The following is an 11,456-nucleotide window of genomic DNA, read 5'->3' as shown; positions in this document are numbered from 1 at the left end:
TCTTATGTGGGACGGACGCCCAGGAAGCCGGCCAGGCCGGTGAGTCCCAGGTCGATGTCTTCGGATCGGGCGGCGAGCGAAAGGCGCAGGCGGGACTCGCCCGCCGCGCCGAAGGCGATGCCGGGTGCGAGCGCGACGCCCCTGTCGCGCAACAGGTCAAGTGCGAACGTCGCGCTGTCGGTGACCGACGGCACGGCGAGCCACAGGTAGAACGCGCCGGCCGGGCGGACCGCGTCGAGGCCGAGCGTCGCCGCCCGCTCGACGGCGGCGTCCCGGCGTTGCCGGTAGGCCGCACGCATCCGGCCGACCCCGTCCTGCGGGCCGGTCAGTGCGGCGATCCCGGCGTGCTGGGTGGGCGTGCTGACACAGGAGACGGTCGCCTCCTGCACCCGGCCCAGCGCCGCGGCGAGCCGGTCGGCCCCCGGGCCGCCGGTGACCGCGTAGCCGAGCCGCCAGCCCGTCATCGCATAGCTTTTGGATAGGGAGAACACCGTGACTGCCGGGGTGTCCGGCGCCGCGACGGTGAACGTGGTGGCCGGCTCGTCCAGCCAGAGTTGGTCGTAGCACTCGTCGGAGACGACGCACAGCCCGTGCCGGTTGGCCCAGGCGCCCAGCTCGGCGAGCTGCCCGGCGGTCCATTGGTAGCCCACCGGGTTGGCCGGCGAGTTGACCAGGATCGCTTTGGTACGCGGCCCGACCAGCGACGCGAGATGGTCGTAGTCGGGCCCGAAGTTGTCCGCCGCGACCAGCCGGTAGCCCCGGGCGGTGGCACCGAGCATCGTGGCGATCGTGGTGAAGTTGGTCCAGCCCGGATCGGGCACCAGGATCTCGTCGCCCGGCTCCAGCAGCGCGCGGTAGGCGGCCGTCAGCGCGCCGACACCGCCGGCGGTGACGACCGTGCGGCCGGGCTCGACGTCCGGCAAACCGTTGTCCCGGGCGAGCTTCTCCGTGATGGCCGCCCGCATCGCCGGCAGGCCGGCGCTGGGGCCGTAACGCGTCTGGCCCGTGCGGGCGGCCGCGTCGGCGGCGGCCACGACGTGTGCCGGCGTGTCGAAGTCGGGCTCGCCGAACTCGAGGTGCACGGCGCCCGGGTGCGCCCAGGCGGCGTTGGCCAGCGCCCGGATGCCGGATGCGGGCGTGGCGGTGACCTCGGCGGAGATCCGCGGGCCGGTCACGTCATGCTCCGCATCAGGCCGCCGTCGCAGGACAGCAGGCTCGCGGTGACATAGGACGACGTGGGCCCGGCGAGGAAGCCGACGACGGCCGCGAACTCCTGCGGGTCGCCGTAGCGCCCGGCCGGGATCGTCGCGATGCTGGCCGCCCGGACGCTCGCCTCGTCGGTGCCCGTGCGCTTGGCGGCCGCGGCGTCGAGTTGCGCGACCCGGTCGGTGTCGATCCGGCCCGGCACCACGCCGTTGACGGTGACGCCGTCGGCGGCGACCTCGCGGCCGGCCGTCTTGATCCAGGCGGCGAGCGCGGCGCGGCCACTGTTGGAGTAGGTCAGGTTCGGGAGCGGTTCGCGTACGCCCGAGGAGAGCACCGCGACGATCCGGCCGTGCCCGCGCTCGCGCATGCCGGGCAGCAGGCGGGTGGCGAGGTCGATCGGGGTGATGGTGAGGAGCTGGAGCGCTTTGCGCCAGTCGTCGGCGTTGGTCTTGTCCGCGGTCGCCGGTGGCGGGCCGCCGGCGTTGAGCACGCAGATGTCGACGCCGCCGAAGAGCTCCTCTGCGCGGTCGGCGACGGTGGCCGCGGCTGTCGGATCGGCGGCGTCGGCCGCGACCGTGTGCACCTTGACGCCGTGTCGCGCGTGCAGCGTCGCCGCGATCGGGTCGAGGCGCTCCGTGCTGCGCGACCAGAGCAGCAGGTCGTTGCCGTCGGCGGCGAGTCGCTCGGCGATCGCCGCGCCCAGCCCGGCGCTGGCGCCGCCCACGAGTGCGGTGGTCACGCCAGCTCCAGGGGTTCGACGCTCGGCGTGAGGCCCACGCGGGCCAGCACGTCGTCGAGTTCGGCGAGGGTGGCCGGGTCCGGCAGCGGGTTGAGCGCGCGGGTCCGGGCGGTGGTCAGCACGCCACGGCGGCGCAGCACCTCCTTGCGGATGCCCAGGCCGACCTTGAGCTGGCCCTCGAAGACCAGGTAGGGCAGGAAGCGGTCGTTGAGCGCGGCGGCCCGGGCGAGGTCGCCGGCCGCGAACGCCACCCGGATCGCCTTGAGGATCTCCGGGTAGGCGAAGCCGGTCATCGTCCCGGCCGCACCGCGGCGCAGTTCCGAGTAGGCGCTCACGCCGCCCAGCCCGCCGAACACGGTCAGCTCGGGCCGCTGCGCGAGCAGCCGGCCGATCTTCGGCGGCGTGGGCGGGTCCTCGAGCTTGACGACCGTGCTGCCGGCCGCGTCGAGGGCGGCCAGCAGGGCGGAGACCGGCAGCGTGACACCGGTCGCGGCGGGCTCGTCCTGGACGATGACCGGCACGGGGCTGTCGCCGACGGCGGCGCGGTAGAACCCGGCGATCTGGTCGGTGTCCTTGAGCAGCGCCGGCGCCGCCACCATCACGGCACTGGCACCCTGTTCGACGGCGCGGGCCACGTTGGCGCGGACCACGGCGGCGGCCGGCGCCGAACACCCGACGGCGAACGGGATCGTGTTGTTCGCGGCCGCGGCGATGGTCGACAGCACCGTCTCCCGCTCGGCGGCGGTGAGGTCGGCGACCTCGCCCATCACGCCGAGGATGGTGATGCCGTCGGCGCCCCAGGAGGCGGCCGCGTCGACGATCCGGCGAAGGCTGTCGGTGTCGACGGCGCCGTCGTCGGTGAACGGGGTCGGGCTGATATACCAGGTGCCGGTCAGGTCGGTCATGTCAGTAGCCCAACTCCCGCTGGTAGAGGTTGCGCAGCCCGCGGCCGTCGAGATAGCGCCGCAGGTTGTCGTTGAACAGGTCGGTGATGGCCGCGTTCTCGGTGTCCACGGTGGACGCCGAGTGCGGTGAGACGAGCACGTTGTCGAGGTCCCACAAGGGCGAGTCGGCCGGCAGGGGCTCGGTGGTGAAGACGTCGAGGGCGGCACCGGTGATCGCCTTGGTGCGCAGCGCCTCGATCAGCGCGGGCTCGTCGACGAGCTGGCCGCGGCCGATGTTGACGACGATGGCGCCGGGCTTGAGCCGGGCGATCCGGGCCGCCGAGAGCAGTCCGGCGGTCTGGTCGGTCAGCGGCGTGCACAGCACCAGCACGTCGGTCCAGCGCAGCAGGTCGTCGAGCTCGTCGGTGGAGTGGACGCTCGCGGCGCCGGGCAGGTCGTAGTCGCGCCCGGGTCGGCCGACGGCGAGCACCCGGGTGCCGAGCGCGGCGAAGCTGGCCACGACCCGGCGGCCGATCCCGCCGAGCCCGACCACGGTGACGGTCCGGCCGGCGAGCTGCGCGGTGGTGTAGCGCTGCCACCGGTGTTCGGTCTGCTGTGCGCGCAGGTGCGGTACGCCTTTGACGAAGTGCAGCGCGCCGAGCACGGCGAACTCGGCCAGCGGCGTCGCGTGGATGCCGGCGGCGGTGGTGAACGTCAGGTCGGTGCGGTCGAGCCCGGTGCGCTGCACGAACGCGCCGATGCCGGCACTGGTCGCCTGGACCCAACGCAGCCGCGGCGCGCGCGTCGGAAGGTCGGCGGGCGCCTGCCAGTCGAAGTCGAACGCGACGTCGGCGGCGGCGAGCGCCTTCTCCCAACGCTCCTGCTCGGCGGCGGTGAGCTGGCGCGGCGTGCCGGTGTGGTCGGAGGCGTAGCGCGGCACCGGCACCAGGTCGGGCTCGTAGATGACATCGACCGCCGGGTCGACGGAGGCGATCCGTTGGACCAGGTCAGCTTCGAGGTAAGTGGCGATCAGAACGCCAAGCCGCGCGGACATGATCAGGACCGTAGTGTCGCCGACCGACTGTCGACAATCGGTAGGCGACACTTTTCTTGCTTGAAGAGCAAGAAAATTTCTGGTCTTGAGTACGCAAATCGGTCAGTCGATGGTCTTTCGCCGTGACGTTAGGCCGCGCCACCGACGCCGGCCGGGCGGAGGAGCTCGCCCGGCTGCTGTCTGATGTCGAAGCGGATCGCCGCCGAGCCGGAGCCCTTCCACGAGCTCTGAGGGATACATTGTCGTACATGTCCCCCATCGCTCGCCGTACCCCCGTGGTCGCGATTCTCACTGTCTGTGTTCTCGCTGTCGCGGCTTGCGGGAATGGCGGGCCGGTGACGACGCCAGCGACCGCGCCGACGACCGCTGTTGGGCACGCCGGCCACACCGGGTCTCCCCCGGCCAGCCAGCCGTTGCGGGCCGGCGAGCGGTTCGTCGAGACGGGATTGGCGCGGCCCTTCACGCCCGACCCGCCCGGCGACGACGCCGACGAATACCGGTGCTTCGTGGTCGACCCGAAGCTGACCGAGACGGCGTTCCTCACCGGGAGCCAGTTCGAGCCGCAGAACCGCGACATCGTGCACCACGCGATCTTCTTCCGGATCCCGGCCGGCGACGCCGCGCGCGTGCGCGACTACGACGCCTCGACACCGGGCGACGGCTGGCAGTGTTTCGGCGACGCCGGGGTCGGTGACGACCCGTCGTGGGTGGCGAGCTGGGCACCCGGCGGCGGCGAGACGATCTATCCCGACGGGCTCGGCTTCGAGCTCGACCCGGGCAGCCTGCTGGTCATGCAGATCCACTACAGCCTGCTCGCGACCGGCGGGAAGCCGGGCGGCGCCGACCGCTCCGGCATCCGGCTGCGGTTGGCCAGCGGTGCGCGCACGCCGTTGCGCACGACGCTGCTGCCCGCGGCGGTGGAGCTGCCGTGCGCCGCCGGCGAGAGCGGCCCGCTCTGTGAGCGCGACGCGGCGGTCGCCGACGTCGTGCGCCGGTTCGGCCCTGAGGCCGGCGGCCGGGCCGACTGGCTCCGCGAGCTGTGCGGCGACGGCTCCGAACCCGGCCCGACCCAGTCGTGCACCCGCCGGGTGACCCGGCCGGCGACCCTCTACGGCGTCGGCGGCCACATGCACCTGCTCGGCCGCTCGATCAAGGTCGAGCTCAACCCCGGCAAGCCGGGCGCCCGCACCCTGCTCGACGTGCCGGCCTTCAACTTCGACGACCAGGCCGTGCGCCCGGTCGGCGAGGGCGTCACCGTCGAGCCCGGCGACACCTACCGGGTCACCTGCACCCACGACGCGGCGCTGCGCGGCCAGCTCCCGGCGCTGCGCAAGCTCCCGCCCCGCTACGTCGTCTGGGGCGAGGGCACCGCCGACGAGATGTGCCTGGCCATCGTCATCGAGGCCCCGGCGGCGTAGTGGTCTCGGCACGGGTGGCTCGGCACAACGCTGTCGCGGGCGCGCTGGCCGGGCTCGGCGATGACGATCTCGCTGCGCTGGTCGGCGCGGCGCCGGTGACCGGTGCCGGCATCGGCGGCGGGTCCTCCGTGCTCGACGTCGCCGGCGCGAAGGTGTTCGTCAAACGGATCCCGCTCACCGACCTGGAGCGGCAGCCCGGCAACCTGCGGTCGACGGCCAACCACTTCGACCTGCCGGCCCGCTGCCAATGGGGCGTCGGCAGCCCGGGCTTCGGCGCCTGGCGCGAACTGGCCGCCCACGAGATGACGACCGGCTGGGTGCTCGAAGGACGCAGCGCGGCGTTTCCGTTGCTGCATCACTGGCGGGTGCTGCCCGGAGCCACGCCGCCGATCGACGAGCACGCCGACATCCCGGCGACGGTGGCCTTCTGGGGCGGCTCGGCCGCGGTCGGGCGGAGGTTGCGGGCCCGGGCCGCGGCCTCCGCCAGCGTGGTGCTGTTCCTGGAACACCTGCCGTCGAACCTCGACGACTGGCTCCGCCGCCAACTAGCCGCCGGGCCGGACGCGGTCGTCGCCGCCTGCACGATGGTGCACGACGCGCTGGCCACCGACATCGCGTTCCTGAATGCCAACGGGCTGCTGCATTTCGACGCCCATTTCGCCAACGTCCTGACCGACGGCCGGCGGCTCTACATCACGGATTTCGGACTGGCCACGTCGCCGAGCTTTCGCCTGTCTCCCGGGGAGCGGGAGTTCCTGGCTCGCAACGCCGGCTACGACCGCGCGTACACGGTGACGCAATTGGTGAATTGGATCGTGACCCACGGCGCCGGCGTGCCCACGCCGGAGCGCGGCGGGCCGGCCGAGCGCAACGACTATGTCCGCGCCTGTGCCGCGGGAGCCGATCCGGCCGGCCTGCAGGCGCCGCTCGCCACGATCGTCCGCCGGCACGCACCGGTCGCCACGATCATCAACGACTTTCTCTGGCAGCTCTTCGGCGAGTCACGGGCGACGCCCTATCCCGCCGAGCGGCTGGCCCTGTGCGATTGAGCCAACCCGCGGGTAGCGTCACTTTCAACAAAAGTGAACGTGAGGAGAGATCGTGCCGTTGACGGGTGAATACGCGCCGAGTCCGAGTGACTGGTCGCGCAAGCAGGCGGAGCTGTTCGAGAGCACCGCGGGTGCCGAAGGCAACACGCTCCGTGGTCGTCCGATCATCCTGCTGACCTCGATCGGTGCCCGCACGGGCAAGGTGCGCAAGACGCCGCTGATGCGGGTCGAGCACGACGGCGAATACGCGGTCGTCGCCTCGCAGGGCGGCGCGCCCACGCACCCCGTCTGGTATCACAACCTCGTCGCCCACCCCCACGTCGAGCTCCAGGACGGCGCGGTCCGCAAGGACTACATCGCCCGCGAGGCGACCGGCGACGAGCGCGCGACCTGGTGGAAGCGGGCGACGGCGACCTGGCCCGACTACGACGACTACCAGACGAAGACCGACCGGGTGATCCCGCTCTTCGTGCTCACCCCGAAGTCCGCCGAATAGCGTGTCGAATAGCCGCTAAAGCGGCAAAGCCCGGTAAACCTCAACCATGCGACGTCGTACGCTCCTGCGTGGTGCCGGTCTGCTGGGCCTCTCCGGCAGTCTCCCCATGCCCGCGCCGGCCGGTTGGAGCGAGTTCGACCGGCTGGTTCGGGCCGAGTTCCGCCGCGAGCGGCTGGTCGGCGCCGCCATCGCGGTCGTGCGCGCCGACGGGGTCGTGCACCGGCTGGTGCTGGGCGACCGGATCTCGCCGGGCACCCACTTCCTTGTCGCCTCGACGACGAAGTCGATGTCGTCGCTGCTCGCGGCGACCTATGTGGACCAAGGCGTCATCGGCTGGGACCAGAAGGCCGTCGACGCCTGGTCGGGCTTCCGCGCGCCGACGCCGGAGCTGACCCGGACGCTGCGGGTGCGCGACCTGCTCGGCATGGCCACCGGCATCGACGAGCCGCCCGCGCTGTCCGCACTGCACGAGGGCTATCCCACCGCCGAGCAACTGCTCCAGTCGGTGGTCAACCTGCCCGTGGTGGCACCGCCGAACACCCGGTGGATCTACAACAACACGGTGTACGCCGCCGGCGGCTACCTGCCGCTCCTGGCCAGCGGGGTGAAGCCGGCCGACGTCGCGGCCGCCTATGTGGACGCTGTGCGCACCCGGGTCTTCGGACCGGCCGGCATGGCGGGGACCCGGATCGCCGACGACCCGCGCGGCCTGGTCGCCGACTACACGCGGGGCTACGGGGTGGACATCTTCGGCGGCACCACCACATTGCCCTACGGCCCGGTCGGCAGCTACGCACCGGCCGGCGGCGCACTGTCCACGCTGGACGACATGGCCAGCTACGTCCGGCTGCAACTGCGCCGCGGCCAGTCGGTGACCGGCCGGCGGGTCGTGTCGGCGGCCAACCTGGCCGAGTGCTGGCGGCCGCACATCCCGGTGCCCACCGATCCGGTCCTCGACCCCGATGCCGCCTCGGCCGGCTACGCGATGGGCTGGATCAGCGAGCGGTTCCGCGACGGCACCCGCCTCGTCTGGCACAACGGGGCGATCGACGGCTTCACCGCCTACGTCGGCTTCCTTCCCGAACGCGACCTCGGCATCGTCGTGCTCAACGCGATGAACCCGGAACCGACGGGCCTGTTCCTCTACCTCTACGTGCTCAACCTGATTCTCGGCACCGAGTACGGCCTCAACAAGGGCGTGCCGCCGAAGGTCAGCGCGGCCGCCGCCGCGGCCCGGCAGGCGCTGGTCGACAAGGGACGGACGACGCGGCCGGTCGACCCGCGCCGGGTCCAGCCGTGGTTGGGCTACTACGAGGGCGGCTACCTGCTGGCGCTGGAGAAGGCGCGGCTCGTGCTGCACCTCCAGTCGCGCCGGTTCGAGCTGCGCTGGGTCAACGGCGAGACCTATGTGATGGCCGACGGCCTGCTGCCCGGCTCGACAGTCATCCTGCGCCGGGACCCGGACGGCACCCCGGCGCTGGTCGTCGCCGGCATCGACACGGTCCGCCGCGAGGTGGGCCAAAACTAAGCCAGCGCGGCTGAGGCGTTCTTCTCCAGCAACTCGTATCCGAACTCCTGGCAGATCCGCAGTGCCTGGTCGGCGTACACGTTGGCCTGCCGCACTCCGTTAGTGCCCTGCTTGCGGTGTGCCCGGGCCAGTCCGATCAGTGCCTGCGCCTCCGCGTGTCGGGCGCCGTCGCCGCGGGCCAGGGCCAACACCTGGTGCAGGTGGGCGATGGCGAGGTCGGTGTCGCCGGCGCGCAGGTTGAGCTCGCTCTGCGCGATCAGGGCGTGCGCCTCGACCCAGCGGTCGCCGACTTCGCGGGCGATCGCCAGGGCCTGGGTGGCCAGGTTTCGGGCGGTGTCGGGGTGGCCGATCGCGTTGTGTGCGGTGGCCAGCAACCGCAGGGTGTCGGCCTCGCAGCTGCGCGCCCCGAGCCGGCGGTGCGTGTCGAGGGCGGCGGTGAGGTAGGTCAACGCGTCGTCGTGGCGACCGAGCAGCAGGTGTGCCTCGCCGAGGCAGCCGTGTGCGGTGCCCTGACCGTGCCACTGCCCGACGGTGCGCTCCAGCTCGATGACCTGCCGGCAATGGGCGATGGCCTCGGGCAGCCGGCCCTGCTGGAGGCGGATGTTGCCGAGGTTGGCGAGTCGGGCGAGCCGACCGGCGGGCCGACCGATGCGGGTGTCGATGTCGAGCGCCTCGATGCTGTGGCGGGCCGCCCGGTCGAGGTCGCCCGTCTCGAAGGCGACGTGCGCGAGGTTGCTCAGCGCGCTCGCTTCCCCTTCGGCCCAGCCGGCGGTGCGGGCGAACCCGAGCGCCTGCCCGAAGTCGTCGAGCGCCGCGGTGTAGCGGCTCGCGGCCAGCAACACCGTGGCCCGGCTGAGCAGGGCGGCGGCGAGGCCCAGCGGGTTCCCGTCGGCGCGGGCATGGGCGAGCGCGGCCTCCGTGACGGGCAGCCAGGCGGCCGACGGTGCGGTGAAGTCGAGATGCCAGCGCAGTTGGTCGGTGAGCCGCCAGGCGGCTTCGTGGTGCTCCGGCCCGGCTGTCATGATCGCCGCGATCATGTTGTCGCGCTCGTTCTCCACCCAGGTGAGCGCGCCGGCATCGGTGTCGAACTCGACCCCGTCCAGGTCGTAGGGCAGCCGCACGACGTGCGGGTAGAGCCGGGTAGCGGCACGGGCCATGGTGGACAGGTAATAGTGGTGGAGGCGGTCGATGGCGGCCCGCACGTCGCCATCCTCCACGGTGGACCGTCGCTGTGCGTAGAGCCGGACGAGGTCGTGCCAGCGGTAGCGGCCGCGGCCGGCGGGTTCGAGCAGGTGCGCGCGGGCGAGGGTGTCGAGCAGCGAGTCGGCCTCGGCGAGCGGCGCCGCGGCGAGGGCGGCGGCGCCGGCCGGCGTCACGGTGTCGCCGGGTGCGACACCGAGCAGGCGGAACAGGCGGCGGGCCGGCGCCGGGTGGGCGTCGTAGGACAGGTCGAACGCGCTCACCGTGGCGGTCGTCGGGTCGCCCGGCACCGTCAGCGTCGCCAGCCGGTCGCTGGCGGCCAGCCGCTGGTTGTAGGCGGCCAGCGGCGCCGACTGGGCGCGCGCGTTGGCGGCCGCGATGCGGATGGCCAGCGGAAGGTGCCCGCACAGCCGGGCCAGCTCGTCGCTGTCGGCGGCATCGGCACCCGGCAGGAGCGTGCGGAGCAAGCTGCGGGCCTCCCCCGACGGGAGCACGCCCAACCGGATCGCGGCGGCGCCCTCCCGCGCGGTGAGCCCGCGAAGTTGGTCACGACTGGTCACGACGACCATGCAGGCCGGACCGCCCGGCAACAGCGGGCGGACCTGGTCGGGGGCCGCCGCGTTGTCGAGGACCACCAGGATGCGGCGCGCGGCGGTGACGCTGCGATAGAGCCCCACCGCGTCGTCGAGGTCGGCGGGTATCTGCTCGGCCGGAACCCCGAGGGCCTGGAGGAAGTGGGCGAGCGCGGCAGTCGCGGCGACCGGGGGCTGCGGGGAGCTGCCGCGCAGGTCGAGGTAGAGCTGGCCGTCGGGGAACTGGTCTGCGGCGGCGTGCCCCCACCGCACGGCCAGAGCGGTCTTGCCGACCCCGGCCAGGCCGGTGATGATCACGGGCGCGGCGGGGCGGCGCGCGGCGAAGCCGTCGAGGGCCGCGAGTTGGTCGGCCCGGCCGGCGAAGTCGGCGACCGCCGCCGGCAGCTGAGCGGGTGTGATCGCAGCGACCGTCGGTGCCGCCAGCGCCCGATCGTCGGTCAACACGGCCTGCTCGAGGTGGTGCAGGTCGGGGCCGGGCTCGATGCCGACCTCGGTGACCAGCGACTGGCGGACCGCGCGGAAGGCTTCCAACGCCTCCGCCCGGCGGCCGCACCGGTAGAGCGCGATCATCAGGAACCGGCACAGCCGTTCGCGCAGCGGGTGTTCCCGCACCAGCGCGGCGAGTTCCTCGACGATCTCCGCGTGCTGGCCCAGCTCGAGCCGGGCCGCGAACAGGTCCTCGCGGGCGGCCAGCCGGAGGTGTTCGAGGCGGGACGCTTCGGCGGCGACGGTGAGCGTCGCGGGTACCTCCGCCAGCGCGGGACCCTGCCACAGGGCGAGCCCGGCGGAGAGCTGCCGTGCCGCGTCTGCCGTCCGGCCCTCGCTGAGATAGCGCTTGCCGGTGCGGGCCAGCCGCTCGAAGACCTCGATGTCGACCGTCTCGTCCGCGGTCGCCAGCTCGTAGCCGGTCGCCCGGCTCACCACGTCACCGGCGTCGCCGCTACGCAGGAGCTGGCGCAGCCGCATGATGTAGCCGTTGACGGCGCTGCCGGCCGTGCGGGTCGGCCGCTCCCCCCAGATCTCGTCGACAAGGCGTTCCCTGGGCACCGGCCCACGCTGGGCGATCAGCACCGCCAGGACGATCCGTTGATGCGGTGCGGTGATCGGTGCCCATCCCGCGCCGTCCCAGACCCGCATCGGCCCGAGCGCACGTATCCGCACTGCCCGATCCGGATACATCGATGAATTATCTACCCGCTCACGTTGTGGCGCGACCGGTGCCGGCGCGGGACCGACTTCATCGCGGCTTCATCGCCGCATCATCGCCCCCGATTACGTTCCGCGAGGGC

General features: G+C 72.9%; 9 protein-coding genes. 4 read left to right on the top strand and 5 right to left on the bottom strand.

The annotated features are described in order from the left end of the window. Positions 1-2: 2 nt before the first annotated feature. Genes DFJ67_RS29490 through DFJ67_RS29475 form a run of 4 tightly spaced genes read right to left on the bottom strand, consistent with a single transcriptional unit; the run spans position 3 to position 3,883 of the window. Complete coding sequence (locus tag DFJ67_RS29490; protein WP_170216042.1) at positions 3-1,175, bottom strand: pyridoxal phosphate-dependent aminotransferase; 1,173 nt, start codon at positions 1,173-1,175, stop codon at positions 3-5. Continuing rightward, positions 1,172-1,945, bottom strand: coding sequence for an SDR family oxidoreductase (locus DFJ67_RS29485; protein WP_116071050.1), 774 nt, complete (start codon positions 1,943-1,945; stop codon positions 1,172-1,174). Before DFJ67_RS29485 ends, DFJ67_RS29490 begins: the two co-directional genes overlap by 4 nt. Continuing rightward, entirely contained in the window at positions 1,942-2,850 is a 909-nt protein-coding gene (locus tag DFJ67_RS29480) for a dihydrodipicolinate synthase family protein (RefSeq protein WP_116071048.1), read from the bottom strand. Before DFJ67_RS29480 ends, DFJ67_RS29485 begins: the two co-directional genes overlap by 4 nt. Before the next feature lies 1 nt (position 2,851). Continuing rightward, positions 2,852-3,883 carry a D-2-hydroxyacid dehydrogenase gene (locus DFJ67_RS29475; RefSeq protein ID WP_116071046.1) on the bottom strand — a complete coding sequence of 344 codons (1,032 nt, stop codon included), beginning with the start codon at positions 3,881-3,883 and terminating at the stop codon, positions 2,852-2,854. 335 nt (positions 3,884-4,218) lie between these two features. Here DFJ67_RS29475 and DFJ67_RS29470 point away from each other — a divergent pair, with 335 nt between their 5' ends. The 4 genes from DFJ67_RS29470 to DFJ67_RS29455 are packed head-to-tail and all read left to right on the top strand — an operon-like array spanning position 4,219 to position 8,374. Next, positions 4,219-5,301 carry a monooxygenase gene (locus DFJ67_RS29470; RefSeq protein WP_239097475.1) on the top strand — a complete coding sequence of 361 codons (1,083 nt, stop codon included), beginning with the start codon at positions 4,219-4,221 and terminating at the stop codon, positions 5,299-5,301. Positions 5,302-5,315: 14 nt separating this feature from the next. After that, entirely contained in the window at positions 5,316-6,350 is a 1,035-nt protein-coding gene (locus tag DFJ67_RS29465) for a protein kinase family protein (RefSeq protein WP_239097476.1), read from the top strand. 52 nt (positions 6,351-6,402) lie between these two features. Continuing rightward, positions 6,403-6,846 (top strand): nitroreductase family deazaflavin-dependent oxidoreductase, encoded by a 444-nt coding sequence (locus DFJ67_RS29460; protein ID WP_116071040.1) that lies wholly within the window; start codon positions 6,403-6,405, stop codon positions 6,844-6,846. Positions 6,847-6,892: 46 nt separating this feature from the next. Next, complete coding sequence (locus tag DFJ67_RS29455) at positions 6,893-8,374, top strand: serine hydrolase domain-containing protein (RefSeq protein ID WP_116071038.1); 1,482 nt, start codon at positions 6,893-6,895, stop codon at positions 8,372-8,374. Here the strand turns inward: DFJ67_RS29455 and DFJ67_RS29450 are convergent. Then, positions 8,371-11,346 carry an AfsR/SARP family transcriptional regulator gene (locus DFJ67_RS29450; RefSeq protein WP_116071036.1) on the bottom strand — a complete coding sequence of 992 codons (2,976 nt, stop codon included), beginning with the start codon at positions 11,344-11,346 and terminating at the stop codon, positions 8,371-8,373. The genes DFJ67_RS29455 and DFJ67_RS29450 overlap by 4 nt on opposite strands. Positions 11,347-11,456: the final 110 nt, after the last annotated feature.

Source organism: Asanoa ferruginea, from assembly GCF_003387075.1.
GTDB lineage: Bacteria > Actinomycetota > Actinomycetes > Mycobacteriales > Micromonosporaceae > Asanoa > Asanoa ferruginea.
Note: the sequence above shows the minus strand (reverse complement) of the source record. Positions and strands in the feature narration are given on the sequence as shown.